The organism is Streptomyces sp. DSM 116793, assembly GCF_057320905.1.
The window spans coordinates 325,491-351,695 of sequence record NZ_CM170494.1; the positions used below are offsets into that span (position 1 = coordinate 325,491).

Below are 26,205 nucleotides of genomic sequence, written 5' to 3' on the forward strand. Positions count from 1 at the left end.
ACGCCCCACCTCCACCAGCCGGTGGTCACACCACTCCGCGAGCGGCTCGGCCCGGTGGTCCACCGGGGGCACGATGTGGTCGCTCGCGCAGTGCCCCGCGCCCCCACGGGGCGCCCGCCAGCCGGTGGCCACAGCCACCGCCGGGGACTCGGCCCGGTGGCCCGCCGCAGGCGCGCCGGGGTCGCTCACGCGGTGCCCCCGGCCCTACGGGGTGCCCACCGTGCCGTGGGCGAGCCAGAGGTTCACCTCGTGGGGGCGGCCGGGGCTGAACATCAGGGGGAGTCGCCGGCCGGCGGCGGTGATCTCCGCGGCCAGTGTGGTGACCTCGGGCCGCCAGCCGTGGGCGGCGAGCCACGGGCCGGGCGGAAGGGCGGGGCCGGACTGGAAGAAGCTCAGGATGCGGGCGATGACCGCGTCCTCGACCTCGTCGGCCACGCCCACGTCCGCGTGCCGCGGATTGTCCTCGTAGTACTCCAGAGCGATCCGGCTGCCGGGGCCGCTGAGTTCGGTGAGGCGGTCGAGCAGGGCGTCGCAGTCCTTGCCGGCGAGGTACATGAACAGCCCCTCCACCAGCCAGACGGTGGGCAGGCCGGGGTCGAAGCCGGCCCCCATGAGCGCGTCCTGCCAGGGGCCGCGCAGGTCGGCCGGCACCGCGGTGCGCCGCGCCGTCGGCCGAAGCCCCGCCTGGCTCACCACCCGGTCCTTGAACCGCAGGACGGGCTCGGTGTCCACCTCGAACACGGCAGTGTCCGCGGGCAGGCCGAGCCGGAAGGCGCGCGCGTCGAGCCCGGCCGCGAGCAGCACCACCTGCCGGGTGCCGCGCTCGACGGCGGAGAGCACCAGCCGGTCGTAGTAGCGCGTGCGCACCCCCAGGAAGGTGGCGAGCATGTACCAGGTCTCGGTGAGCGGGCCGGTCAGCTCGGCGGGGCCGGTCGGCAGGACCGCGTCCCGGCCGGTGCGCACCGTGTCCTGCAGCATGTCGACGAGGGCCATGGCGAGCGGGTCCGTGAACAGCCGGTCGTCCCGCGCCGACTCGATGGCCCGCATGTGGGCGGTCATCAGGGCCGTCCACCCGACGTCCGACGGTACGTGGGTCTGATCGTGCCCCGGCACTTCCTGAGCCACCGTGGTGCTTCCTTTCTCCCGGCCGGCGGGTGTGCGCCGCCCGCGGCGCGGGGCCGTTCCGGTGCGGCCGTCCATCCGGTGTGGATCAGCTTGCCACGACGGACCGGAGGGGAACGCACGGGACCTGGGGCGTGCGGCCGGTGCCGGGACGCGGCCCGAGGTCAGCCGGTCGTGGACGTCATTTCACGCTTCCGCTCACCAGCCCGCTCACGATGTACCGGTTGAGGGCGATGGCGATGACCGCGGGCACCGCGATGGTGATCACGCCGGCCGCGCTCAGCAGGGTGGAGGGGACGACGTGCTGCCCCTGCAGTGCGGCGATGACCACGGTGAGCGGCTCGGTGGACTGGTCGGTGGAGAGCACCAGCGGGAAGAGGAACTGCGTCCACGAGAAGAGGAAGGTGATGACGGTCGCCGAGATGAGGCCCGGCACCGCCAGCGGCAGCAGGACGTGCCGCAGGACCTGGAGCCGGCTGGCGCCGTCGACGAGCCCGGCCTCCTCGATGGCGGGCGGCAGGGTGCGGAGGTAGTTGTACATGATCCAGGTCGCCAGCGGCAGGAAGCCGGAGACGTACACCAGGACGATGCCGGTGTACGTGTTGACCAGGCGGAGGTCCCCGAGGATGCGGTACAGCGGGATCAGCGTGGTGTAGGCGGGGAAGGCCATGGTGGCGAGCACGCCGTAGAAGAGCACGCCGCGGCCTCGGAACGACATCCGGGCGAAGGCGTAGGCCGCGAGTGTGGACAGCACCACGGTGACGATCGTGGCGGCGCCGCACTCGATGAAGATGTTGGCCGCGGACTGCCGGATCTGCCCCGGGACCTCGCCCGAGCCGCCGAGCAGCGTGGAGTAGTTCCGCAGGGTCGGCGCGGGCGGCACGTAGTGTGCGGGCCTGCTGCCCGCCTGGGCCTCGGTCTGGAGGCTGGTGTTGATCGTCCAGTAGATGGGGACGAGCGACCACAGCAGGATGAACGCTATGCCGAGCCACCGGACGCGGAACCGGCGGACCACGCCGAACGGCATCACGCGGAACGGGGTCACGTGGAAGGACATCAGTACTCCACCGTCCGGTGCACGAACTTGACGACGAGGAAGGACAGCACGAGGGTGACCGCCGTGACCAGCAGGGACAGCGCGTAGCCCGCGCCGAAGTCCAGGTTCTGGAAGCTGATGTAGTAGGTCTGCGCCATCACCGACGAGCCGGTGGACGCCGCGCCGTTGAGCACATAGGGCTGGTCGAAGACGTTCAGCGTAGCGATCACCGCCTGCACCATCGCGACCGCGATGCCGGGCCTGGCGAGCGGCAGCGTGACACGCCGGAACGCGCCCCAGGACGAGCAGCCGTCGAGCGTCGCCGCCTCGTACAGGTCGTGCGGGATGTTCTGCAGCGAGGCCAGGATCAGCAGGGCGGACAGCGGAGTGATCTGCCAGACCTGCACGAGTTCGATCAGCGCGATCGTCTCCAGCCGGTTCTGGCCGAGGAAGTTCTGGTAGTGGTCGATCAGGTGCAGCGAGGTGAGCACGCTGTTGAGGAGCCCCGAGTTGCCGTCCCAGATGCCGCTCCACACGATGCCCTCGACGACGCCGGGCAGCGCCCACGGCAGGATGAGGACGGCGATGAGCACGGCACGGCCGGCGAACCGGCGCTGCAGGGTGATCGCCATCGCGATGCCGAGGACGGTGGACAGCGCCACGCCGATCACCACGTACAGCACGGTGTTGCCGGCGGCGGCGCGTACCGCGGAGGAGTGGAACAGGCTCCGGAAGTTGCCGAGGCCGATGAAGCGCGTCGGCGGGTCGAGCGCGTCGACCCGGAAGAAGGACTCGACGATCGTGAAGACGGCGGGGACCGCCGCAAGGAGGACGATGAAGAGCACCAGGGGTGCGACGAGCGCATAGGGCAGCGGGTCGAAGCGGCGCCGGCGGGCCCCGCCGGGGCGGTGGCCGCTGGGCGTTGCGGCGCCCGGCGTGCCGGGGTCCGGCGCCGTCGCCTGCGGTGCCTCGAGCTTCAGTCGTGTCATGGGCGGTTCCTCATGGCCGGCGCGTGCTCGGTCACGATCCGGCGGCGAGCCGGTTCGCGGTGGCGGCGATGGCCTTGATCGCCGCTTGGACGCTCTGGCTCCCGGTGGCGGCGGCGTGCAGGTTGGTGTAGACGGCGTTGGAGAACTGCGGGTACCACGGCGGCGCGCCCTGCGGGAAGACGGGCCTGGTGCTCGACTTGAGCATGGTGCTCATGGCGGTGGCGCCGACCAGGTCTCCCTTGGCGGCGAGTCGGTGCACCGCGCTCAGCCGGGAGGGCAGGCTGTAGGTCCGCAGCGTCTTCTCGGGACCGTCGATGCCCGCGAACGCGGCCTGCTGGTCGGCGGCGGTGAACCACTTGATGAACTTGGCTGCCGCGGCCGGGTACTTGGCGGTCGCCGGGATGCCGATGCCGTCCGGGTTGCTGAGGTTGGGCGCGGGCCCGCGCACGCCGGGCGTGGGCAGGTAGCTCACCTGCTTGGTGACGGTCGAGGAGGAGGGGACGTCGTAGAGGCTGCCGACGTTGCCCGAGTAGTCGCTGAAGACGCTGGCGACCCTGCCCTTCGCCATCTCCGTCTGGGTGCCCTGGCTGTCGGTGGTGTTGATGTTTCCGGGGGCGACCAGGCCCTGCCTGATGGCGTCGGTCATCCACTGCGCGGCCTTGTATCCGGCGGAGCCGGGGCTGGTGAACTGCGGCCTGCCGTGCCCGTCGAGTATGGTGCCGCCGAAGGCGGCGGTGGTCTGGTACCAGTACGTGGACAGGCCCTCCGCCGCGGCGAACGGGATGTCCAGGGGGTGGTCGACGACACCCTTCGCCTTGATCTTCCTGAGGTCGGCCGTGTACTGCGCCATCGTCCTCGGCATGGTGGTGATGCCGGCCTTCGCGAACATCTTCTTGTTGACGGTGGTCGTCAGGAAGGACGCGTCGAAGGGGACGCCCACCACCTCTTTGCCCACCGTGAACGACGTCATCTGCGGCATGTCCGGCGCCAGGGCCTTGGTGTCGAGGTAGTCCTGCATCGGGTGGAACCACTTGAGCTTGCTCAGCTGGCCCACCCGGGACCAGTCGACATCCGTGGCGTCCGCGAAGTAGGTGTGGGCGGTGGCGGCGGCCGCGATCTTCGTCTGCAGGCTGTCCCAGTCGATGTTCGTCCAGTGCACCGTGATGCCGGTGGACTTGGTGAACGCGTCGAGCGACGCCTTGGGGGGTGAGGGGATGGCGAGGGCGACGTTGATCGTCACCCCTCGGGTCGCCGACGACGCCGTGGTGCCGCCCCCGCCGCAGGCGGTGGTGGCCAGCGCGAGACACGACAGGAGGGAGAGTCCCACCGCGCCTCTGACGCCTTGTCGTGTGGAGAGCATTGGGCGACACCTCTCTCATGGGGAAGATGTCCCGCCGCGCCGCGGACACGTCGGGGGCTTGCGGGCCCCCACCGCCACCATCCGGTGCGGACGAACGGGGCGGACGTGTGACGGGCCCTGGCCAACCCGGGCGTGATCGCGCCGACGCGGGCACGCCCCCGGCGGATGACAGGCGAGGGGCAATCAAGTCGACCATCGCTAGCGAGCATTTCGCGCATTAATCAAGCAACTAATCGCGCGTTTCTCGATCACGATGCTTGCTTGCGTAGGACTGTTGCAGGCGAGCGGCCAGGCGTCAACCACTCGATGCACGGAACTTTCCCCCGGCTTTCCCTGTGCTTACGCTCTGGGTGGCCCCTCGGTCCGCGGAAGAAGGCAATGCCTCGTCCGCCCCTTTCAGGGGGATATGTCAGAGAGAATGCGCAGCTTGCGTGCAGTCGACCCGTGAAACGCGCAGCCCGTCCGATCGCCCGTGCGTTAGGTTCCGACCATGCGACGCAGAGAACGCCTCAACCAGATACTGTCCGTGATCGTCGGGCACGGCTCCATGGACGTGGACGCGCTGGCCCGGCAGTTCGGCGTGTCCCACGCGACCATCCGCCGCGACCTCGAACTGCTGGAGCAGCAGCGCCTGGTGAGCCGCACCCGGGGCGGCGCGACGACGCACTCCGCGTTCACCGACATGCCGCTGAACTACAAGACGGCCCAGGACCTGGACGAGAAGCGCAGGATCGCGCACGAGGCCCGCCGGCACGTCCAGGGCGCCCGCGTGGTCGGCATGACCGGCGGCACCACGGTGGCCGAGTTCGCGCACCTGCTGCTGGACCACGAGGGGCTCACCGTGGTGACCAACGCCCTCAACGTCGCGCTGCACCTGCTGGACAACCCGCGGCTGAGGGTGTTCGTCGGGGGCGGCGAGCTGCGCAGCAGCAGCCAGGAGACGGTGGGCCACAACACGGAGGCGTTCTTCACGCAGTACAACCTGGACGTGGCGTTCCTCGGCGTGGACGGCGTGGACGCCGCGGCCGGCTGCACGAACTACGACCCGGCGGGCGCACGGGCCAACGGCGAGCTGCTGCGCCGGGCCCGCAGGCGGATCGTGCTCGCCGACGCGACGAAGCTCGGCCGGCTGGCGCTCGCGCAGGTCTGCGCGCTGTCGGCGGTGGACGTCCTGATCACCGACGACCGGGCGGAGCGGGGCCAGGTGGAGCGGATCCGGGAGCAGGGCTGCGACGTCGTGCTCGTGTGATCCCCGTGGGCCCTCGCCGATCCACCGCGATCCACCGCGCACTTCTGCGCAAAAAAACTGCGCGTTTCTCGTTCGTTATTGTGCGTCCGCTGACGCAGCGGTCATAGTGCCGGGCATGACCAAGGTTGCGTTCATCGGGGCCGGCAGTGTCGAGTTCACCCGGAATGTCGTCAGCGATCTCTGCTCGTACCCGGAGTTCCACGGGCAGCTCGAGCTGTCCCTCCACGACATCGACGCCGGCCGGCTGAGCCATGCGGAGGCGCTGGTGCGGCGCCTCAACGAGCAGACCGGGGCGGGTGCCCGGGTCTCGTCGAGCCTCGACAGGCGTGCCGCCGTCGAGGGAGCCGACTACGTCATCAACGAGATCCAGGTGGGCGGGTACCGGGCCACCCGCGCCGACTTCGACATCCCCGAGCGGTACGGGGTGCATCAGACCATCTCGGACACCATCGGCATCGGCGGCATCTTCCGGGGACTGCGGACGATCCCGGTGCTGATCCGGATCGGCGAGGAGCTGGCCGAGGTCGCGCCGGACGCCTATCTGCTGAACTACAGCAATCCGATGGCGATGCTGCCGTGGGCGGTCTACGCGGGCTCGCCGTTCCAGCGGGTCGTCGGCATGTGCCACTCGGTGCGCGACACGCACCGCACGCTCGGTGAGCTGGTCGGGGTGCCCTCAAAGGAGATCGACTTCGTCACCGCCGGCTTCAACCACCAGGCGTTCGTGCTCCGCTTCGAGCACCGTGGGCGGGACCTTTATCCGGCGCTGCGCGCCGCTGTCGACGCCGATCCGGAGTTGCGGCGCCGCGTCCGGGTGGAGATCTTCCGCCGGTTCGGCTACTTCCCCACCGAGTCCAGCGAGCACAGCGCCGAGTACGTGCCGTGGTTCATGCGCCACCCCGGCGAGGTCGAGCACTTCCGCGTCCCGGTCGGCGAGTACCTGCGGCGCTCGGAGCGGAACATCGACGAGTTCGAGGAGACCCGGCGCGCCCTGGAGGACGGTGGGCCGCTGCCCGTCGACACCACCTCGGAGCTGGCCTCGGAGTTCATCCACGCCCACCGGACGGGCCGGCCGCGGGAGATCTACCTCAACGTCCGCAACGGCGGCCTCATCACCAGTCTGCCCGACGAGTGCTGCGTCGAGGTGCCCGCCGTCGTGGACGCCGAGGGCCCGCATCCGCAGCCGGTCGGCGCCCTGCCGCCGCAGCTCGCGGCGCTGAACCGCACCTTCCTCAACGTCGTGGAGCTGACCGTGCGCGCCGTGCTGGACGGCGACCGCGACCACGTCTACCAGGCCGCCCTGCTCGATCCCAACACGGCGAGCGTGCTCACCACCCGGCAGGCGGTGGAGATGTGCGACGAACTGTTCGCCGCCCACGGCGAGCTGATCCCGAAGGCGTTGCGCGGCAGGTGACCATGGCGCCGGCCGGCCCCACCGGAGCGGGCCGCCGGCACGCTCGTCTGGGCGGCGCTCGCGGGCGTGGTGGTCCTGATCAGGCGGGGCACCGGGGCCCCGGTCCACAGGCGGTGATCGCGCTGGTCACCCCGCGTTCCCCGGACCTGGAGGAGGCCCGTCTCGCGGACGCCCGAGGGGGCCTTACCTTGGCCTCTGAGGGCGGGCTCGACCCTGGGCGGCCGGCGGGCGAAGAGCCGGAGCCGGGGACTGCGAAAGAAAAGGGGCCCGGCGCCGGGAGAGGCGGCGGGCCGCCGAACCGTGCCCCGGTGACAGGGGGCCACAGGGCACGAGACGGCATGGCGGTCAGCGCCGGCCCGACCTCGGTCGAGGCCGGCGTGACGACGACAGCGATGTCCTACGACAGCGATGTCCTGACGGAACGTCAGCGACGAGCGGCAGCGCGCTTGCGGGTGGCCAGCAGGATGCCGCCACCGGCGACGACGACCACGGCGGCCGCGCCGGCGATGATCGGCGTGGAGCTGGACGAACCGGTCTCGGCGAGATCGGACGGGCTCGGCTTGCTGCTCGGCGCCGGCGCGGCACTCGCGGACGAGGTGCTGGGCGCCGGGGACGCAGAGGTGGGGGCCGCGGTGGGCGTCGCCGGCTTGGACGGCGTGGGCGTCGCCGGCTTCGAAGGCGGCGGGGTGGCGGGCGCCGAGGCGCACACCGGGGCCGTCTTCGTGTCGTCCTTCGAGTACTGGTCACCATCGCCGGCCTTGACCACGAGGTGCACCGGCAGCTCGCTGGTGTGCTCGGGCAGCGCGATCGTCTTGTGGAACGAGCTGCCGAAGGGCGTGGTGGCCAGCAGGTCCTTGCCGTCCACGGTGATGGTGACGGTGTTCTTCACATTGCCGCTGTAGGCCGTGAGGTCGACCGTCACCTGCGAGCAGTCCACCGACCAGTTCGGGGTGTGCGCCGACGCGGGGACGGAGCACAGCCCGACCGCGGCGATGCCCGCCACGGCGCTGCTTATCAGAAAGCCCGGACGACGCCAGGCCCGGGTGGGTCCATTCATGAATCCTCCACACAAGATGTGTAGTTGGGGTGAAGCTCGTGCGCGGGCACAGTACTCCCTCGGCTTCCGGGGCTCGCAGCCGCCCCATGCCTCACAGATGATCATCAGCCACGAGGGGCTGCGCATTCCTGTGCGATCAGCCGGCGCCCGGGCGGCCGCAGGTTACCGTGCGGGGCGCGCGGGTCGCCACCGGAACGGCATATGCGCCCGGCACCCCGGGTGCGGATGTGCGTGAGGGACACTGGCTTGAATCGATCGGCATGGCGGCGAGTGGCCCACTTCGGCGGCGCCGGGGCCGGCGGGCCGGTCCGCCGGCCCGGACCGGTCCGCCCAGTCCCTCCCGGCTCGGCTCCGGCCACCCGCCGGTGGGGGCCGAGCGCGCCCACGCGGCAGGGCCTGCCCCCTGTCTTGAGGACGTGGGAGGTGGCCGCGGGACCCAGCCCCGTGCCCTCTTCCGGAGCGGAGTCAGCGTGGCCCTGCCGGGTACCCGGCCGGCACAGCGCTCGGCCGCGAACGGGCCGGGGCACCAAAGGACAGTCGCTCAGGCGGAGGCGCGGCATGGCAGGAGGCACGCACACGGCGGCAGACGCCGCACAGCACGGCGCGCACGGCGCGAACGGGGCGCACGGCACCGTGGCCCAGCGGCTCGTCGCCGGCCACCTGGTGGAGGGCACCCTGGAACCGGGCGGCGAGATCGGCCTGCGGATCGACCAGACGCTCACCCAGGACGCCACGGGCACCCTCGTGATGCAGGAGCTGGAGGCCCTCGGCCTGGACCGGGTGCAGACCGACGTCAGCGTGCAGTACGTCGACCACAACATCCTCCAGACCGACGAGCGCAACGCCGAGGACCACGCGTTCCTGCGCTCCGCGGCCAGCCGCTTCGGCATCTGGTACTCCAAGCCGGGCAACGGGGTCTCGCACCCGGTGCACATGCAGCACTTCGGCCGGCCGGGCGCCACCCTGGCCGGCTCGGACTCGCACACCTGCGCCGCGGGCTCGCTGGGGATGTTCGCGGTGGGCACCGGCGGCCTGGAGGTGGCCCTCGCCATGGCGGGCCACCCGCTGCGCATCACCATGCCGCAGATCTGGGGCGTACGGCTGACGGGCGCGCTGCCGGACTGGGTGAGCGCCAAGGACGTGGTCCTGGAGATGCTGCGCAGGCATGGCGTGAAGGGCGCGGTGAACCGGGTGCTGGAGTACCACGGCCCCGGCCTCGCCTCCCTCACCGCGATGGACCGCCACGTGATCGCCAACATGGGCGCGGAGCTGGGCGCGACCACCACCGTCTTCCCCGCGGACGACGCGGTGCGCGCGTTCCTGCGGGCCGAGGGCCGCGAGGAGGACTTCACCCCACTGGCCCCCGAGCCGGACGCCCGCTACGACCTTGAGGAGGAGATCGATCTCGCCGCCCTGGAGCCCCTCATCGCCCGCCCCACCTCCCCCGGGAACGTGGTGCCGGTGCGCGAGGTGGCGGGCGAGGAGATCTCCCAGGCCGTCATCGGCTCGTCCGCCAATCCGGGCCTGCGGGACTTCGCGACCGTGGCGGCGATGGTACGGGGCAGGCAGACGGGCGCCGGAGTCAGCCTGGACGTCAACCCGACATCGCGTGAGATCCTGCAGGACCTCACGCGCTCGGGTGCCGTGCTCGACCTGATCGCCGCGGGCGCCCGCATCCACCAGGCGGGCTGCCTCGGCTGCATCGGCATGGGCCAGGCGCCGGCCGTGGGCCGCAATTCGCTGCGCACCTTCCCGCGGAACTTCCCGGGCCGCTCCGGCACCGAGGAGGACGCGGTGTGGCTCTGCTCGCCGGAGACCGCCGCCGCCTCCGCGCTGAGCGGCGTCATCACCGATCCCCGGGAGTGGGCCGCGGACACCGGCGCGTCGTACCCGGCGGACGGCACCATGCGGCGCGCGGCGCGGAACCCGGCCATGCTGGAGCCCCCGCTGCCCGCCGAGCAGGCGGCCCGCATCAGCCTGGTGCGCGGCCCCGGAATCTCCGCGCTCCCCACGCTCGACCCGCTGCCGGACACGATCCGGGGACCGGTGCTGCTGAAGATGGGCGACGACGTCTCCACGGACGAGATCTCGCCGGCCGGCGCCAAGGCGCTGCCGTTCCGCTCGCACATTCCCCGGCTCGCCGAGTTCACGTTCACCCGTATCGATCCCGAATATCCGCGCCGCGCCGCCGAGTACCAGGACAAGGGCGGCCATATCGTGGTGGCGGGCGACAACTACGGGCAGGGTTCGTCCCGCGAGCACGCGGCCATCACACCCCGCTATCTGGGGCTGCGTGCGGTGATCGCGCAATCATATGCGCGTATTCACTGGCAGAATCTGGCGAATTTCGGCGTCCTCGCGCTGGAATTCGACGACCCGGCGGACTACGAGCGGGTACGGCAGGGCGACGAGCTGCGCCTGGACGGACTGCGCGCGGCGCTCGCCTCCGACGCCGAGCCGTCCCTGGTCGCGGTCAACACCACCCGCGGCGAGGAGTACCGCCTGCACCACCACCTTCCCGCGCACCGCAGGCGCACGGTGCTCGCCGGCGGCACCATTCCGGCGCTGGCGGCGGAGCAGCAGGGCGGCACCGGGTAGCGGCCGGCGGGTAGCCGATTTCTCACCGCGGGTGAGAACGCAAAGAATGCGCGGCCGGATGGGATTGTCCCGCCACACGGGGAACCCTGAATGCTGACGGGGGATGTGGAAGGCCGTTCAAGGAGGCTGAATCATGTCCGTCATGGACAAGATCAAGAACATGATGAAAGGCCACCCCCAGCAGGCGGAGAAGGCCGCGGACAAGGGTGCCGACTACACGAACGAAAAGACGCAGGGCAAGTACCAGGGCAAGGTCGACACCGCCCGGGACAAGGCCAAGGACGAGTTCGGCCGAGGCCAGGACGAGAATCCGCCCCAGCAGTGACGTGAACGGCCGGCGAGCCGGCCCGTCCGCCGGAGTGACGTGTGCCGTGACGGCGGACGGGTCGGGTCGAGGTCCTTCGGGCCCCGGGCCCGCTAGTCGCCCGCGATCTTGATGGCCCCCACCGGACAGGCCCGGGCGGCCTCGCGCACCAGCGGGTCGCCGCCGCCGTCCTCACGGCCCGGCAGCAGCTCGCTGAACCCGTCGTCGTCCTGGGTGAACACGCTCGGAGCCGTCAGGGCGCACATGCCCGCTCCGACGCAGGTGTCCTTGTCGATTGCGATGTCCATCGCGTCACGCCTTTCCTCGAGTCGCCGCTACGCTCCATTCCCTACCAGGCGACGGGCAGTTCAATCATCCCCTGAAGGGTGTCTCCCGGCTTGAACGGAATCTCCTCGGCCGGAGCCGCGAGGCGCAGCCCGGGCAGCCGCTCGAACAGGGTCCGCAGGGCGATCTCCATCTCGGCGCGGGCCAGGTTCTGCCCGAGGCACTGGTGGACGCCGAATCCGAACGCGACATGGTGCCGGACGGAGCGGTGCCAGTCCAGGGAGTCCGGCTTCTCGTAGGTGTCCTCGTCGCGGTTGATGACAGAGGTCGAGAAGAGGACGCCGTCGTCGGTGCGGATGGTGGTGCCGCCGACCTCGATGTCCTCCTTGGCCACCCGCACCAGGCCGTCGGCGATCGACAGGAAGCGCAGCAGCTCCTCCACCGCGGCGGGCATCAGCGAGGAGTCGGCCCGCAGTTCGGCGAGCTGTTCGGGGTGCTGGAGCAGCGTGAAGGTGCCGAGCGAGATCATGTTGGCGGTGGTCTCGTGGCCGGCCACCAGCAGGATCAGCGCGAGGTTGATCAGTTCCTCGCGGTCCACCGTGCCCTTGGCGTACTGCTCGACGATGAGGTCGTCGAGGATGCCCTCGCCGGGCTCCTGCTGCTTCTTCGTGATCAGGTCGTCCAGGTAGGCCATGAGTTCGTCCCGGGCCGCCTGGGAGTCCTCGGCGCGCGGGCCGCGCAGCAGCCGGCGTGACTGCTCCTCGAAGAAGTCGTGGTCGGCGTACGGCACGCCCAGCAGGTGGCAGATCACCATGGACGGCACAGGCAGCGCGAACGCGCTCACCAGCTCTGCGGGAGCCCCCTTCTCGACCATGGCGTCGAGCAGCCGGTCGACGGTCTCCTGGATCCGCGGACGCAGCGAGTTGATCCGCTTGAGCGTGAAGCTGGGGATCAGCATCCTGCGCTGGGTGTTGTGCACCGGGTCGTCGACGCCGAGCAGCGCCGTGGTGCGGTTGCGTATGGCGGCGAACCGTGCGTTGGTCATGGGGAACGCCGGGTTGTTGCGGTTGCTGGAGAGCCGGGGGTCGACGAGGAGCTGGCGGGCGGCCGCATGGCCGGTGACCACCCAGACGTCGCGGCCGTCGTAGAGGGTGACCCGGGAGAGCGGGCGCTGCTCGGCCATCGGCTGGTAGGCCTTCGGCGGGTGGTAGGGACAGGTGCGATCCTGGGGGAAGGCAACGGTTTCAGTCATCGGGGGGTCCTCGCAAGCGGTGAGTCTGCCTTGCCGATCTTCATTAGATGCCTCGGGCTCCTAACCGGTCGACATACAGACCGGCCAGATCGCCGCGGGGGACGATTCGGCCGGTCACCGCCCTCACCTTGGGTTTCAGGCTTGTACATGACAGTCCCGACCTGGGGTTGTCCGGGCCCAAACCTCGACACGCCGGTAGGTTCGCGTCTGAAAATCACGCTGATTGTGTACGCGAGCGTCTACTTTCTCCGGTTGGCCTTGGCGTGAATGCGATGCCTCCTTCCGTTTCCGATGGACGGCACCCCGGCCGGGCGGCGCCCTGTCGTGGTGAGATGACCCCATGACCGAGGCACATGGACGACCCGGATCCCCGGCCCCCGCCCCGCTGAGCCCCGCGGACCGGCAGCGCATACAGGCCATCGAGGCCAACTGGGACGCACGCACCCCCGTCCACCTGGCCAGCCGCTTCTATGGAATCGCCGAAGGCCTCGATCCGGCACGCTGGTTCGCCCCGTTCGAGTGGCAGGACATGGGGCCGCTGGACGGGCGCGACGTGATCCACCTGCAGTGCCACCTGGGCACCGAGACCCTCGCCTTCGCGGGCCGCGGAGCGCACACCGTCGGGCTCGACATCTCCGGTGCCGCGGTGGCGGCCGCGGCGGACCTGGCCCGCTCGGCGGGAGCGGACGTCGAGTACGTCAAGTCCGATGTGCACGACGCCGTGCGGGCACTGGGCGGCCGCAGGTTCGACGTGGTCTATACCGGCAAGGGCGCGCTGTGCTACCTCCCCGACCTGGACCTCTGGGCAGAAACGATCAGCCGCCTGCTGCGGCCGGACGGACGGCTCTACGTCGTGGAGTTCCACCCGCTGCTGAACGCACTCGGGCTCACTCCGGAGGCCGACGGGGGCGAGGAGTTGCTGCTGCGCCACGACTACCTGGAGGGCCGCGGCGCCCTGCGCAGGGACGCCCGCCGCACGTACACCGACGGGCCCGCGGTGCAGGGCGCCACCGAGTGCTTCGAGTGGATGCACGGCATCGGCGAGGTGGTGACCGCGGTGACCGGCGCGGGACTGCGCGTCGAGCGGCTCCGCGAGAGCCATGAGCTGCCCTGGCCGCGGTGGTCCGGGATGCTGCGCGCCGACTCCGGCTGGTGGCGCCTGCCGGACACCGCGCCGCGCGTTCCCCTGATGTACGCGCTGCTGGCCCGGCCCTGAGCCGGGGGTGCCGGGCGGGCGGCGGCCGGGCCGGCACGCGTCGTGCGGGGCCGCCGGGACGGGCCCGCAGGCGGCCCGGGTGCCTCAACGGCGTTCCAGGGCACCCCGTACGAAGTTGGCCTGCCCGGCGTGCTCCAGGTCGTCCCCGAGCACGCTGACGAGCCGTACGCCGAGGGTGACCGCGGGCGTCCAGCTCTCGTCGACGACACGGTCCAGGTCCTTGTCCTTCAGGCCCCGGACGAATTCCATGCTCTGCTCGTGCACCGCGTCGTAGTAGCCCAGCAGGAGCTGACCGGAGTCCACCTTCACCCGGCCGACCTGCTTGCCGGTGTGACCGAAGCCCGTGTCCTCGTCGGCGAACGGCAGGCCGAAGCGGCCGGCCCAGCCCTCGGCGATCCACACCTGCTCCCGCTGGGCGACCTCGGAGACGTGGTCGTCCTGAATCCGGGTCAGGTGCCAGACCAGCCAGGAGATGGAGTTCGCGCCCGGGTCGAGGCGCTCGTTCAGCTCCGCGGCGCTCAGGCCCTCCACCGCGGAGTGCACCTCCTCCTTGATGCGCCCGTATGCGTCGCTCAGCAGTGCCGCGCTGTTCATGCCCTGTCCTTTGCGTATGCGTCGTGATACCAGCTAGGGGGTGTCTGCCACGATCTTCCCCGCGTGCCCCGTCCGACACCCGCCGGCCGCACGATCGCACCCGGGTGCGCGTCCGGCCCCGCCGCCCACCGGCCTCCTCGGCCGGCCCGCACCGCCCGCCGGGACGGCCGGACCGGAACCGGGCCGGATGGCCGATATACGCTGACCGGGCCAGCCAGCACCCGGAAAGAGGAGCCATCCGTGCCCAGCGTCCCGGCGTACCCGCTCAACGACGGCTCGACCATTCCCGGCCTCGGTCTGGGTACCTATCCCCTGGACGACACCGAGGCGGAGCAGGCCGTCGCAGGCGCCCTGCAGCTCGGCTACCGGCTGATCGACACGGCCACCAACTACCGCAACGAAACCGGCACCGGACGCGGCATCGCCCGCAGCGATGTGCCGCGCGACGAGATCATGGTCACCACCAAGCTCCCCGGCCGCGACCACGGCTACGAGGAGACGCTCCGCTCCTTCGAGGAGTCCCGGGCCCGGCTCGGCCTGGAGTACGTCGACCTGTACCTGATCCACTGGCCGCTGCCGCGCGTGAGCAAGTACGTGGACTCCTGGAAGGCCATGATCAAGCTGCGCTCGGACGGCCTGGTCCGCTCCATCGGCGTCTCCAACTTCACCCCGGCGCAGATCCGCAGGCTCCAGGAGGAGACCGGCGAGCTCCCCGCGGTCAACCAGGTCGAGATGCACCCGCTGCTCCCCCAGGACGAGCTGCGCGCCTTCCACGCGGGCCGGAACATCGTCACGGAGAGCTGGAGCCCGCTCGGCCGAGGCAGCGACCTGCTGACCGACCCCGCGATCGCTGCCGTGGCCCGGAACCACGGCGTCAGCCCGGCCCAGGTGGTGCTGCGCTGGCACACCCAGCTCGGTGCGGTGCCCATCCCCAAGTCCGGGGACCCGGGCCGGCAGCGGGAGAACATCGACGTCTTCGGCTTCGAACTCTCCGCCGCGGACCTCGCCGCGATCGGTGACCGGGGCCAGCGGCGCATCGGCGGCGATCCGGACCATCACGAGGAGTTCTGACCGCCCGACCGCTGATCGTCCGGTCTCCGACCGTCCGGTCCGGGAGGCGCGGCCGCGCCGCCTCACCCGCCTCCGCCGGGGCACGGGCCACGGTGCACCGGCGGGCGCGGCCGCAGTGGGCGGGGCTTCGCGGGGCGGCGCGCGGGCACCGCGGTGGGCGTCCACCACGACCGGCTGCGAACGCCGGCGTGGCGCCGTCCGCGCGGACCGCCATCGCCGCGGTTCCCCAGCACGCCCCCCGTCGTGGCGTAGGCGCCGACCAGGACCAGCGCGCAACCCACCCACTGCGCGAGCGTCGGCCGCTCGCCCGGCACCAGGGCCCCGAGCGCCGGCGCTCCGACCGGAGTGGCCGGACGGCTCGGTGCAGACCGGCGGCACGGACGGCGACAGCGCACCGGCCGCCTGGCCGCCGTGCGGGCCGACCGGCGGCCGGGCCGAGGGCTGCCGGCCGGGCGGGGTTTCCACGGGGAGCCGCGTCCCCTCGCCTCAGAACCCTGAACACGCCGTCGTCCCACGCCTCTGCACAGCGGACGCCCGCGGCGCCCGCCCACCCCTCAGGCGGCCCGCCCGCTCCCCGGCCCGGCACTCAGAGCGGGTTGAGTACGGGGGGCGCCTGGCCCGTCCTCGGGGTTCGGGGGCTGCTCGGTCATGGGCGAGCAGCTCTCCCGGTTCCAGTTCGAGGTCGGCATAGGTCTGTATGGCCGTACGCAGCCGGCTGAGGCGGATGACGCACACGCTCACGTCCGTCCGGCCCGGCCACCCGCGCCTGAGGCGCAGCACCCCCGGAGAGGGGGCAAGGCCCGTGGTCCGGGCGGCCGGGTCATCCACCACGAGATCGTGGAACGGACGCCCGATCACGGCCCGCGCCGGCAGCTCCAGCAGGGCGGCAGCCTCGTCCGACCACGCGGTGACCGTCCCCTCCCGGGTACGTGGTCGTCTGCTCACCGAGGGTGCTGGGGGAGAAGCTCGGCACCATCCGTGCCGACGGCGTACCGGTGGCGAACTAGTGCCGCAACAGGCAACGTTCGCCCCGTCGCGGCGTCCGGCACGCCCTCTCGCCGCACCGGCCGAAAGCCCAAGTACATCCAGTACGAGGACTTCCGGCCGGCACACCGAGAGCACGCACCGGACGCCGCTCCTTGACGGGCAAACGTCGCCTGCCGCGGCACTAGGCTTCCTCCCGCGGAGTCGCCGACGAGGCGGCCGGCACAGGTACGGACGGCGAGCGGGTGGTGCGGCAGTGGGCACGGCGCAGGACAGGGCCACGCGGGACGCGGAGGCGACCCGGCGGCGGATCTTGGAGGCCGCCACGGAGGAGTTCTCCGCAGCCGGTCTGTCCGGGGGACGGGTCGCCCGGATCGCCGAGCGCGCGCAGGCCAACCCACGGATGATCTACGCCTATTACGGCAACAAGGACGGGCTGTTCGACGCCGTCCTGCAGCACCACGTGCTGCTCGCCCAGAGCGCCGTCGCCCTCGACCCCGCCGACCTGCCCGGCTACGCGCAGCAGGTCTTCGACGTCTACCGCGGCAACCCGCACCTGGTCCGGCTGAGGCTCTGGCAGTACCTGGAACGCCCCGACCTCATGCAGACCATGCCCGCGGTGGCGAGCGCCATGGCCGACAAGGTCTCCGCCGTGGCCCGGGCGCAGGCGGCCGGCCTCGTCAGCGACCGCCTGCCGGCCGGCCGGCTGCTCGACCACGTCCTCGCCCTGGCCATGGGAAACCTCGCCGGGCCACCCCGCTGGACCGACGACGAACGCCGCGACCTCGCACGGAGCGTGGCCGTGCTGGTGGCACCGAGTCCCTGAGGCGGGGTGTGTCCGCCGTCCGGGATCAGGGTGCCGAGCCGGGCGCAGGGGGTGTGCAGTGGATCGCGGACAGCGTCCCGCCGAGCGTCACCCGGCCCGCTCCGTACGGGATGAGCACACAGGTGCCGGCGGCCAGCGGGAGCCGCCGCTCCCGGCTCCCAAGCCATCCTTCGCCTTCTTCGACGACGAGGACGCCGAAGCCCGGGTCGAGGTGGTCGGTGCCGTCGGTCTTCCGGCGGAAGGCCCGGAAGAACGGTTCGGCGCCGGGCGACAGCAGCGGCTCCCCGGGACCGGTGGCGCCACCGGCGGCGTTGAGCAGGCCGGCGAGCCGGGTGTCGTCCATGGCGATCCGGTCGAGTCCCGCGAGGGCCGTCGCGGGAGGCAGACCGAGGAACGCGTCCTCGGCCGTGAGGCCGAAGGACCGGTACTCCAGCAGCAGGGAGAGATCGCTCGGCTCCTGGAGTTCCACGAGCGTCACCCCGGGGCCGATCGCGTGCGGGGTCCGGGCGGGGACGAGCAGCGTGTCACCCGGCCGCAACGGCACCTTCCGCATGGCGGCGAGCATCTCGTCCACGGCCTGGCGGGCCACCCATGACTCGACCTGGGACGCGGTGACGTCGTCGGTGAAGCCGACGAGTGCGTAGCCGTCGCCGACGGTGTCCAGGACTACCCAGGCCTCCGTCTTGCCGGTGTCGCGGCCCAGGTGCCGCTCGGCGAAGGCGGCGTCGGGATGGTAGTGGACGAACAGCCGCTCATCCGTGCTCAGGAGCTTCACCAGCAGTTTGGTGTTCGCACCGAACGTCCGGACGTGAGCGGGCCCGAGCCAGGCCGACGGGTCCTCCTGGACGGCCGCGCGGAGCGTCCGCCCGTCAGGCAGCACCGTCAGCCCCACACCCCCACCGGCGAAGACCTCGGTCGTCGAGGCCAGGAAGTCCTCGGGCCGGCGGTCGTCGGGCAGGTCGACGCCCCGGAACCGGGCGATCCCGCTGCCTCCTCGGTACGGGCGGTTCGCCGGCCGGTTGGCGGGCAGCGGGAGCGGGCCCCGGCCGTCGCAGACGACAGGGTCGGGGTGGGTGCGCTTCGTCTCGCTCGGCATCGGTGTCCTCTCGTCGCTGAGTCGGGCGGTGCGGGTGGACTCGACGTCGTGGCGCACCCGCTCGCCGACTTCCGGGCACCGGACGCCCGAGCCGGGCGGCGACTCCCGGCGCCGTCGCAGCACACAGTGCTCGCCGTGCGCGCCGGCCTGGTGCGTCTCGCCTTCCGGCACGAGGGTGTTCCTTCCGATGTCGAGCGCCCGGTCAGGATGCACCTCCCCTTCCAGGCCGCGGAAGACACTGACAGCCTGGAGGGCGCCACCGACCACGAATGTGGTGGTTCGGCAGACGGATGCCACGTCCAGAGAGGAAGAACACCACATGACTGTTCCCGACGCGCCGATCCCACGGTTCCACCTGGCGATGCCGGTCGACGACCTGATCGCCGCCCGGCATTTCTACGGCGAAGTGCTCGGCCTGGAGCAAGGCCGGAGCTCCGACACCTGGGTGGACTGGAATCTGCACGGCCACCAGTTCGTCACCCACCTCGCCCCGGCCGGCCCTGAGCGCGCCAGGAACCGGGTGGACGGCCACGACGTCCCCGTGCCGCACTTCGGCCTCATCCTCGCCATACCGGAGTTCCACGCACTCGCCGAACGGCTCCGTGCCGCGGGCACGTCATTCGTCATCGAGCCCTACGTGCGGTTCGCGGGACAGCCCGGCGAGCAGTGGACGATGTTCCTCCTCGACCCAGCCGGCAACGCCCTGGAGTTCAAGGCGTTCGCCGACGACTCCCAGATCTTCGCCGGCTGACCCCCTGGTCGCCCCGGTGGCACCGGGGCCCGCACCCTCGCCGTGGCCGGGGCCCGAGGTGTCACCCGAGCCCGGGTCGCAACTCGCCTGGCCGCGGACCAACCAGGTCGTGACCACACCGCTCGACGACGCCGGCACCACCGGCCGCCTCGACGACACCGGCGCCGCCGTCGGCATCCACCTGTCCGGCATCCACCTGTCCGGCATCCACCTGTCCGGCATCCACCTGTCCGGTGTGCACCACCGGTGGTGTCCGGTGTGTACTACCCACCGGATACCACCGGTGGTATATTGAGTGCAGCGCGTGTGTGCGCCGCTTTTTGGGCGCCCGTGCTTCTCCTCCCCCACCGATTGCGCATCTCCTCCTTCTGGCGCTCGGTCTCCCGCAGCGGTCTGCTCCTTCGCTCGCTCCGGCATGAAGCCGCCTTCCGGTCTTCTGCCGTTCCTCCGCTGCCCGGCCACCCGTGTGCCGTCGCAACACCGCGCCGGGCCGTTCCCGGCACGGTGCGGGCGCAGTGCTGTCCCACCGTGCGCCCCGCCGCTTCCCGGCCCCGTCGGGCCATCCCCCGGAAGAACCGGAAAGGACCTGAATGACCACCACACTCGAACGATCCACACCCCGCTCCACCCCTCGATCCGCCCCTCGCACCACACCCCGAGCCCCCCGCCCCGCGCAGCCGGAGCAGACCGCCGGCGTACTGGACATCACCAGGAACGGACACGGCTTTCTGCGCGGCCGCGACCTGCTGCCCGCACCCGGCGACACGCAGGTGACCGCCGCACAGATCCGCCGGCTGGGACTGCGCAAGGGTGACGTCGTCGTGGGCGAGGGCAACGGGCAGGACTCACTCGGCCAGGTCGCCCTCATCAACGGCCGCCCGCCGGACGGCCGGGGCCCCCGACCGCACTTCCACGACCTCACCCCTCTGCACCCGCGCGAACGGCTCCGCCTGGAGCACACCGGCGGTGGCCTCACGGCGCGCGTCGTCGACCTGGTGGCCCCGATCGGCAAGGGGCAGCGCGGGCTGATCGTGGCGCCGCCCAAGGCGGGCAAGACGGTGCTGCTCCAGCAGCTCGCCGACGCGCTCGCGGCCAACCACCCCGAGTGCCACCTCATGGTGGTGCTGCTCGACGAACGTCCCGAAGAGGTCACCGACATGCGCCGCCGGGTGCGCGGCGACGTGCTCGCCTCCACCTTCGACCGGTCGGCCAGGGAGCACATCGCCCTGGCGGAGCTGGCCGTGGCACGCGCCCAGCGGATGGTCGAGGACGGCCGGGACGTCATCATCCTGCTGGACTCCCTGACCCGGCTGTGCCGCGCGCACAACAACGCGGCCGCCGCGGGCGGGCGCACCCTCAGCGGCGGGGTGGACGCCGCCGCCCTGCACGGACCCAAGCGGCTGTTCGGAGCCGCCCGCCTCACCGAGGAGGCCGGCTCCCTCACCATCCTCGCCACCGCCCTCGTCGAGACGGGCTCCCGCGCCGACGACTACTTCTTCGAGGAGCTCAAGAGCACCGGCAACATGGAACTGCGACTGGACCGGGCGCAGGCCGACCGGCGGGTCTTCCCCGCGGTCGACATCCCCGGCTCCGGCACCCGGCGCGAGGAACTCCTCGTGCCGCCGTACGAGCTGGCGGCCCTGCGGGGCCTGCGCCGGGCCCTGCGCGCCGGCGACGGCCACGCCGCCCTCGGCACCCTGCTCGACCGGTTGCGCGGCACCCCCGACAACGCGGCCTTCCTCCGCCGGATCCACCAGACGGTACCCGGGGCCTGACCGGCGGGCAGCCGCTCACCGACACGCCTGGGGCTCAGCCCACCACGATCTCGCTCCACACCTGTTTGCCACCGCTCACCGGCAGGCTCCCCCAGGAGTCGGAGACGGCCTGCACCAGCAGGATGCCGCGGCCGCCGGTGGCCTCCCAGCCGATGTTCGTCGGCTTGATCGGGGTACGCGGTGAGGAGTCGCCCACGGCGACCCGCAGCCGGTCGTTGATGAGCGTGAGTTCCAGGCGCACCTGTCCCTCGGTGTGCACGAGGGCGTTGGTGACCAGTTCGGAGACGACCAGCAGGACCGCGTCGAGTTCCTCGGTGACACCCCAGGCGCGCAGGGTGCGGGTGGTGAAGCGGCGGGCGTGCCGGGGCGCCTCGGGCACCCGCCAGATGGTCCAGCTCTCCCGCAGCGGGCGTACCGCCATGCCGTCGTAGCGCAACAGCAGCAGGGCGACGTCGTCATTGCGGTTGCCCCCGGCGAGCAGTGTGTCGGCGACCTGGCCGAGGTGGCCGGGGTCGGTACGCTCCAGCCGCTCGCGCAGCCGCCGCAGGCCTTCGTCGAGATCCAGCTCGGCGGACTCCACCAGACCGTCGGTGGTGAGCACCAGCAGCGAGCCCGGCTGGAGCCGCAGCGGCGTCATGGGGAACTCTGCCTCGGTGACCACGCCGAGCGGTGGCCCGCCCTCGGTCTCCACCAGCTGTGTCGAGCCGTCCGGGTGGCGCAGCACCGGTGGCAGGTGCCCGGCCCGGACGCACCAGGCGGTGCCCTCCTCCATGTCGACGTCGACGTAGCAGCAGGTGGCGAAGAGGTCGCTCTCCATGCCGAGGAGCAGCCGGTTGGCGTGCGAGACCACCACGTCGGGCGGGTGGCCCTCGACGGCGTAGGCACGCAGCGCGGTGCGCATCTGGCCCATCAGGGTGGCGGCCCCGGCGTTGTGGCCCTGGACGTCGCCGATGACCAGGGCCACATGGCTGTCGGGCATCGGGATGACGTCGTACCAGTCGCCGCCGACTTCCAGGCCGACAGTGCTGGGCAGGTAGCGGGCCACCGCCTTCCCGCCCGGCAGCTCGGGCAGCCGGGGCGGCAGCAGGGCCCGCTGCAGCATGCCGACCAGCTCGTGCTCGGCGTCGAGGGCGTGCACCCGCATCAGCTCCTGGCCCGCGAGCCCGGCGGCGGCGGTCAGCAGGGCGCGCTCGTCGGCGCCCGAGGTGTGCGGCTCGTCCCAGCCAATGAGGCAGACCCCGACCGTGCGTCCCCGCGCGGGCAGCGGCAGCACCGCGAGCCCGCCGGGGCCGACGCCGGCGAGCGCGGGTTCGAGGGAGGCGTTCGCGGGCCACACCACGGGCCGGCCGTCGTGGACGGCGGCCGCGACGGTGGGCATGGCGCGCATCGGCGCGTCGGGCCACTCCGTGCGCCACTCGGTGCGCCACAGCTCGGGCCAGGCCTCCGGCTCGGGCGGGTCGAGGACGGTGACGACGAGCCGGTCCGACTCCAGCTCGGCGAGTGCGGCACGGGCCGCGCCGAGGGGGTGCCGCAGGGCGGCGACGATGGCGTGGCCGACGTCGCGGACGGTGCCGGCCGCCGCCAGCACGGCGGCCAGTTGCTGGACGCGGAAGACGTCGCCCGCGCCGGGCCGCAGCAGGGAGGTGTCGACGACGGTGCCGAGCAGCCGGGGCGGCCGGCCCGGGCCGCCGGGCAGCACCTGGCCGCGCAGCCGCAGCCACCTGGGCTCGCCGGAGGGCCGGCGGATGCGGAAGTCCAGCTCGCGGTCGCCGATGGCCATGTGTCCCGGCTCCACCACGGACATCAGGGTGGGCAGGTCCTCCGGCACGGTCAGCGCGAGGAGCGTCTCCACCCGGCCGTCGAAGTCCTCCGGGGGAATGCCGAAGAGCTCCAGCACATGGTCGGCGACCTCGATGTGGCCGGTGTCCATGGCCAGGGTGAACGTGCTCGCGGGCAGGTCGCCGTCCGGCGTGACCATCGTGGCGCCGGGCGGCATCCTCCGCGGCGGCGGGGCGACGACCGCGCCGGCGAACAGTTCGAGGCGCCGCCGGTCCTCTGCTCCGAAGCCGTCCGGGCCGTCCACGACCGCCAGCAGGCAGCCGCGGCCGAAGCCGTCGCCGCTCAGCGGCAGCGCCGCCAGCGACATGTCCTTGGACGCCGTCTCCCCGGCGCCGCGGCGCGCCGCGAGGTCCTCCGCGGTCAGCCAGAGCGGCGCCCCCGAGCGGTGCGCGGCGGCCACCGGGGCGTCGTCGCCCGCGGGGTAGCCGTCCGTCAGGCCGTAGAGGGAGCGCGGCACGCCCGCCGCGGCGGTCAGGCGCAGTTCCTCGCCGCCGCTCGCGGGCTGGTAGACGGCCGCGAACGCGGCACCGGTGAAGACCAGGACCTGCTCGATGACGGACCGTGCACGTTCCTTGGCGTCCAGATCCGAGGGCAGCGCCTCCAGGGCACTTTCGACACGCAACGCTCCCGTTTCCCGTCCCGTCGAGCCGTCGCTGACCACAATTGGTCATTACAGCGCTTTCGGGCCGCTTGCGCACCCCTCGTGACAGCCCAAGGTCGAAAAGGTCGCGGCAGGTCGGGAACGGCAGGTCGGCGGGCGAATGCGTGCCCCTGCCACCTACCGTTCCGGTGCCCGGCGCACTCCGCCGGGCGGGGGCGCTCCGGGGCCGGCCCGCGGCACCGGGCGACGGCACCGGGAGCCGGCTCACACCGCCGGGTGACCGGAGTGCGGCGCCCGGCTCACAGCGCCGAGCGACGGCTCTCCGCCGCCCGTACGAAGTCCGGGTCGAGCTCGATGCCCCAGCCCGGCGCGGTGGGCGCGGCCACCTCGCCGTCCACCACCTTCAGCAGCGGCGCGTACACACCCCGGGTCCACGGGGTGCTCTCGATGCTCCACTCCTGGTACCGGCTGCAGGCGGGCAGCGCGGCGGCGAGGTGCAGGGTGAAGATCTGGAGCAGCGAGTCGTTGGCGCAGTGCGGGGTGCAGGGGATGCCCGCCGCCTCGGCGAGCACGGCGACCTTGCGGGCCCGTGACACACCGCCGAGGTAGCCGATGTCCGGCTGCACGATGTCCACGGCCCCGGTGGTGATCATGCGGTGGAACTGCGCGAGCGACGTGTCCTGCTCGCCGCCGGAGACGGGGATGTCGAGCGCGGCGGCGACCCGTGCCGTCTGCTCGATGTCGGAGAAGGGGCACGGCTCCTCGAAGTGGAAGTAGCCGTACTCCTCCAGCATCCGGCCGACCCGGACGGCGCGGCCGGCCGCGTAGCCGCCGTTGGCGTCCGCGGACAGCTCCACGTCGTCGCCGAGCGCGCGGCGCAGGTGCGGGACGATCCGCTCGGTCCTGCCGGGCGCGGCGTCCCGGTCACGGCCCATGGCGTCGCCCACCCGGACCTTCACCGCCCGAAAGCCCCGCTCGGCGACCTCCTCCGCAAGGCGCTCGCCCTCCGCCTCCGGTGTGATGTCGCGTCGCATGCTGGAGGCGTACACCGGCACGGACGGCCTCACGTGCCCGCCGAGCAGTTTGCTGACGGGCCGTCCCGCGGCCTTGCCGAGGACGTCCCAAAGGGCGGTGTCCACACCGGCGAGGGCACGCAGCAGGAAGCCGCCGGAGAACTTGTAGTGCTCCCGCACACAGGCGTCGACGAGCGCCTCCACGTCCCAGGGGTCCCGGCCGAGGAACAGCGGGGCGACCATGGTGTGCAGGACGCCGACGCTGGTGGCCGCCTCGTAGGGCGCGGTCTGCCCGATGCCGGTGAGGCCGTCGTCGGTGTGCACCCGGACGACGGCGAGCGGGCCGCGCAGCAGCGTCTCGATCGCGGTGATCCTCACAGGTGCTCCTTCAGCACGTCCACGAGCGGGGTGCGCACGGTGCACCGCTCCAGCGCGAAGCAGTCGGCGAGCGCCCGCATGTTGTCGGCGTCGAGCCCGGCGAAGCAGCGTGCGAAGTCGTCGACCATGGGCTCGGCGAGCAGGATGTGCCGCACCAGGACGTGGATCCACTGCTGCTGGCCGAACGGCAGCGGGTCGAAGGAGGGGAACTCCTCGGCGACGGTCTTCTCGATCGGGTCCAGGATGTGCCGCACACCGGTGTCCACACCGCCCCACACGTCCACGCCGAGCCGGGCCTTCTTCTCCAGCACGGGGGCGATCCTGCGCAGGTACGGCGACTCGGCGGGCAGGTGCGCGATGCCCTGCAGGCCGATGTCCTTGTACGTCCACAGGCTCCAGCCGGCGCCCTGCTCGTCGTAGAGGGCGAGCTGGTCGGCGAGCACCTGGTAGCGGTCCGCGTCGCGCTTCGGGTCGCCGCTGTAGACGGGGCCGAACTCGCCCACCCAGATGGGGGTGCGGGTGCTGCGCATGTAGGCGGAGCGGGTCAGGAAGCGGTTCTCGAGGAAGTCGCGGTCCACGTACTGGCCGCGGGAGACGCCCGGGTAGTCGCCGCTGTCCGCGAAGCCGGCGAGGGCGTAGTCGTGGACGGTGTAGACGGTGTTCGGCCAGGGGTCGGCGAAGAGGTCGAACTCGGTGGCGTGCCGGTTGCCGTCCAGGAAGATGACGTGGTGCGGGTCGACGGCCCGGATGGCGGCGTGCAGCCGCTCGTAGAACGGGCCGATGGTGTGGCCGTCGGAGTCGGCGGGTTCGTTGAGGGGGTTGTAGCCCGCCACCCACGGGTTGTCGCGGTAGTGCTCGGCCAGCGCCTCCCAGAGGTGCACCACGCGGTCCTGGAAGTGCCGGTGGGTCCAGAAGAACGAGCGGTGGGTGGGGTTGTCGCTGTGCCAGCGCTGGTTGTGGTAGCCGGGGGCGGCATGCAGGTCGAGCACCGTGTACAGGCCGTGCCGTGCGCAGCTGTCGACCACCCTGTCCAGCAGTTCGAAGCCGCGTCTCTTCAGCTCCATGGGGCGGTCGTCGTCCTCGAAGTGCCGGTAGTGGAAGGGCACCCGGACGCAGTTCATGCCCATGCCGGCGAGCAGGGCGGCGTCGGCGTCGGTGAAGAACACCTCCAGGAAGCGGTCGAAGAAGGCGTGGTAGGCCTCCTCGCCGACGACCCGGCGGAGGGCGGCGCGCTGGAGTTCCTCGGTGGCCGGGAAGCCGGTGATGAAGTTCTCCATGTTCATCCAGCCGCCGAGACCGACGCCGCGCAGCCGCACCGGCTCACCGGCGGCGGTGGCGAGGTGGTCGTCCTCGACCTGGAGCATCACGGACGGGTCGTTCATGGGGGAGGTACTC

22 protein-coding genes are annotated in these 26,205 nt (G+C 72.0%); 10 read left to right on the top strand and 12 right to left on the bottom strand.

Annotation, left to right across the window (positions count from 1 at the left end; all coding sequences use genetic code 11):
* Nucleotides 1-204 precede the first annotated feature (204 nt).
* The 4 genes from ACSMXW_RS01425 to ACSMXW_RS01440 all read right to left on the bottom strand — a co-directional run bounded on the left by ACSMXW_RS01425 (nucleotide 205) and on the right by ACSMXW_RS01440 (nucleotide 4,507).
* Nucleotides 205-1,125 carry an SAM-dependent methyltransferase gene (locus ACSMXW_RS01425; protein ID WP_485803343.1) on the bottom strand — a complete coding sequence of 307 codons (921 nt, stop codon included), beginning with the start codon at nucleotides 1,123-1,125 and terminating at the stop codon, nucleotides 205-207.
* A gap of 178 nt (nucleotides 1,126-1,303) precedes the next feature.
* A complete protein-coding gene (locus ACSMXW_RS01430; RefSeq protein WP_485803345.1) occupies nucleotides 1,304-2,179 on the bottom strand; it encodes a carbohydrate ABC transporter permease in 876 nt (291 codons plus the stop codon).
* Nucleotides 2,179-3,147 carry a carbohydrate ABC transporter permease gene (locus ACSMXW_RS01435; RefSeq protein ID WP_485803346.1) on the bottom strand — a complete coding sequence of 323 codons (969 nt, stop codon included), beginning with the start codon at nucleotides 3,145-3,147 and terminating at the stop codon, nucleotides 2,179-2,181. The genes ACSMXW_RS01430 and ACSMXW_RS01435 overlap by 1 nt, the downstream gene beginning before the upstream one ends.
* Before the next feature lie 31 nt (nucleotides 3,148-3,178).
* Nucleotides 3,179-4,507 (bottom strand): ABC transporter substrate-binding protein, encoded by a 1,329-nt coding sequence (locus tag ACSMXW_RS01440; protein WP_485803348.1) that lies wholly within the window; start codon nucleotides 4,505-4,507, stop codon nucleotides 3,179-3,181.
* Between the two features lie 490 nt (nucleotides 4,508-4,997).
* Between ACSMXW_RS01440 and ACSMXW_RS01445 the strand changes: the two genes are divergently transcribed.
* Together ACSMXW_RS01445 and melA are read left to right on the top strand one after the other, a co-directional pair.
* Nucleotides 4,998-5,756 (top strand): DeoR/GlpR family DNA-binding transcription regulator, encoded by a 759-nt coding sequence (locus ACSMXW_RS01445; protein WP_485803350.1) that lies wholly within the window; start codon nucleotides 4,998-5,000, stop codon nucleotides 5,754-5,756.
* A 115-nt stretch (nucleotides 5,757-5,871) separates the two neighbouring features.
* Nucleotides 5,872-7,170 carry an alpha-galactosidase gene (gene melA, locus ACSMXW_RS01450; RefSeq protein WP_485803351.1) on the top strand — a complete coding sequence of 433 codons (1,299 nt, stop codon included), beginning with the start codon at nucleotides 5,872-5,874 and terminating at the stop codon, nucleotides 7,168-7,170.
* A 424-nt stretch (nucleotides 7,171-7,594) separates the two neighbouring features.
* Here the strand turns inward: melA and ACSMXW_RS01455 are convergent, their stop codons facing one another.
* A complete protein-coding gene (locus tag ACSMXW_RS01455; protein ID WP_485803353.1) occupies nucleotides 7,595-8,227 on the bottom strand; it encodes an LAETG motif-containing sortase-dependent surface protein in 633 nt (210 codons plus the stop codon).
* Nucleotides 8,228-8,785: 558 nt separating this feature from the next.
* Between ACSMXW_RS01455 and ACSMXW_RS01460 the strand changes: the two genes are divergently transcribed.
* Both ACSMXW_RS01460 and ACSMXW_RS01465 read left to right on the top strand, forming a co-directional pair.
* On the top strand, nucleotides 8,786-10,825 hold the full coding sequence (locus tag ACSMXW_RS01460) for an aconitate hydratase (RefSeq protein ID WP_485803354.1): 2,040 nt from the start codon (nucleotides 8,786-8,788) through the stop codon (nucleotides 10,823-10,825).
* A gap of 133 nt (nucleotides 10,826-10,958) precedes the next feature.
* Nucleotides 10,959-11,150, top strand: coding sequence for an antitoxin (locus ACSMXW_RS01465; protein ID WP_485803356.1), 192 nt, complete (start codon nucleotides 10,959-10,961; stop codon nucleotides 11,148-11,150).
* Between the two features lie 92 nt (nucleotides 11,151-11,242).
* Here the strand turns inward: ACSMXW_RS01465 and ACSMXW_RS01470 are convergent, their stop codons facing one another.
* Together ACSMXW_RS01470 and ACSMXW_RS01475 are read right to left on the bottom strand one after the other, a co-directional pair.
* On the bottom strand, nucleotides 11,243-11,437 hold the full coding sequence (locus ACSMXW_RS01470) for a ferredoxin (RefSeq protein ID WP_485803358.1): 195 nt from the start codon (nucleotides 11,435-11,437) through the stop codon (nucleotides 11,243-11,245).
* A 41-nt stretch (nucleotides 11,438-11,478) separates the two neighbouring features.
* Nucleotides 11,479-12,666, bottom strand: coding sequence for a cytochrome P450 (locus ACSMXW_RS01475; protein ID WP_485803360.1), 1,188 nt, complete (start codon nucleotides 12,664-12,666; stop codon nucleotides 11,479-11,481).
* Between the two features lie 340 nt (nucleotides 12,667-13,006).
* Here ACSMXW_RS01475 and ACSMXW_RS01480 point away from each other — a divergent pair, with 340 nt between their 5' ends.
* Entirely contained in the window at nucleotides 13,007-13,882 is an 876-nt protein-coding gene (locus ACSMXW_RS01480; protein WP_485803361.1) for a class I SAM-dependent methyltransferase, read from the top strand.
* An 84-nt stretch (nucleotides 13,883-13,966) separates the two neighbouring features.
* Here ACSMXW_RS01480 and ACSMXW_RS01485 read toward each other — a convergent pair whose 3' ends face one another.
* Nucleotides 13,967-14,476: a mycothiol transferase gene (locus tag ACSMXW_RS01485; protein ID WP_485803363.1), complete on the bottom strand. Its 510-nt coding sequence runs from the start codon at nucleotides 14,474-14,476 to the stop codon at nucleotides 13,967-13,969.
* 240 nt (nucleotides 14,477-14,716) lie between these two features.
* Here ACSMXW_RS01485 and ACSMXW_RS01490 point away from each other — a divergent pair, with 240 nt between their 5' ends.
* Nucleotides 14,717-15,547 carry an aldo/keto reductase gene (locus ACSMXW_RS01490; RefSeq protein ID WP_485803365.1) on the top strand — a complete coding sequence of 277 codons (831 nt, stop codon included), beginning with the start codon at nucleotides 14,717-14,719 and terminating at the stop codon, nucleotides 15,545-15,547.
* Between the two features lie 1,240 nt (nucleotides 15,548-16,787).
* Nucleotides 16,788-17,357: a TetR/AcrR family transcriptional regulator gene (locus tag ACSMXW_RS01495; RefSeq protein WP_485803367.1), complete on the top strand. Its 570-nt coding sequence runs from the start codon at nucleotides 16,788-16,790 to the stop codon at nucleotides 17,355-17,357.
* Between the two features lie 25 nt (nucleotides 17,358-17,382).
* On the opposite strand, the gene ACSMXW_RS01500 is transcribed toward ACSMXW_RS01495, so the two are convergent.
* A complete protein-coding gene (locus tag ACSMXW_RS01500) occupies nucleotides 17,383-18,624 on the bottom strand; it encodes a class I mannose-6-phosphate isomerase (RefSeq protein ID WP_485803369.1) in 1,242 nt (413 codons plus the stop codon).
* 148 nt (nucleotides 18,625-18,772) lie between these two features.
* On the opposite strand from ACSMXW_RS01500, the gene ACSMXW_RS01505 reads away from it, so the two are divergent.
* The 3 genes from ACSMXW_RS01505 to rho all read left to right on the top strand — a co-directional run bounded on the left by ACSMXW_RS01505 (nucleotide 18,773) and on the right by rho (nucleotide 20,979).
* Nucleotides 18,773-19,204, top strand: a complete 432-nt coding sequence (locus ACSMXW_RS01505) for a VOC family protein (protein WP_485803371.1) — start codon at nucleotides 18,773-18,775, stop codon at nucleotides 19,202-19,204.
* 109 nt (nucleotides 19,205-19,313) lie between these two features.
* Nucleotides 19,314-19,499: a hypothetical protein gene (locus tag ACSMXW_RS01510; RefSeq protein WP_485803372.1), complete on the top strand. Its 186-nt coding sequence runs from the start codon at nucleotides 19,314-19,316 to the stop codon at nucleotides 19,497-19,499.
* A gap of 295 nt (nucleotides 19,500-19,794) precedes the next feature.
* Nucleotides 19,795-20,979 carry a transcription termination factor Rho gene (gene rho / locus ACSMXW_RS01515; RefSeq protein ID WP_485803374.1) on the top strand — a complete coding sequence of 395 codons (1,185 nt, stop codon included), beginning with the start codon at nucleotides 19,795-19,797 and terminating at the stop codon, nucleotides 20,977-20,979.
* 34 nt (nucleotides 20,980-21,013) lie between these two features.
* Here rho and ACSMXW_RS01520 read toward each other — a convergent pair whose 3' ends face one another.
* From ACSMXW_RS01520 to ACSMXW_RS01530, 3 genes are all read right to left on the bottom strand, one after another.
* Nucleotides 21,014-23,479 carry a SpoIIE family protein phosphatase gene (locus ACSMXW_RS01520; RefSeq protein ID WP_485803376.1) on the bottom strand — a complete coding sequence of 822 codons (2,466 nt, stop codon included), beginning with the start codon at nucleotides 23,477-23,479 and terminating at the stop codon, nucleotides 21,014-21,016.
* Between the two features lie 239 nt (nucleotides 23,480-23,718).
* Nucleotides 23,719-24,810, bottom strand: coding sequence for a mandelate racemase/muconate lactonizing enzyme family protein (locus ACSMXW_RS01525; protein ID WP_485803378.1), 1,092 nt, complete (start codon nucleotides 24,808-24,810; stop codon nucleotides 23,719-23,721).
* Complete coding sequence (locus tag ACSMXW_RS01530) at nucleotides 24,807-26,192, bottom strand: glycoside hydrolase family 5 protein (protein ID WP_485803380.1); 1,386 nt, start codon at nucleotides 26,190-26,192, stop codon at nucleotides 24,807-24,809. The genes ACSMXW_RS01525 and ACSMXW_RS01530 overlap by 4 nt, the downstream gene beginning before the upstream one ends.
* Nucleotides 26,193-26,205: the final 13 nt, after the last annotated feature.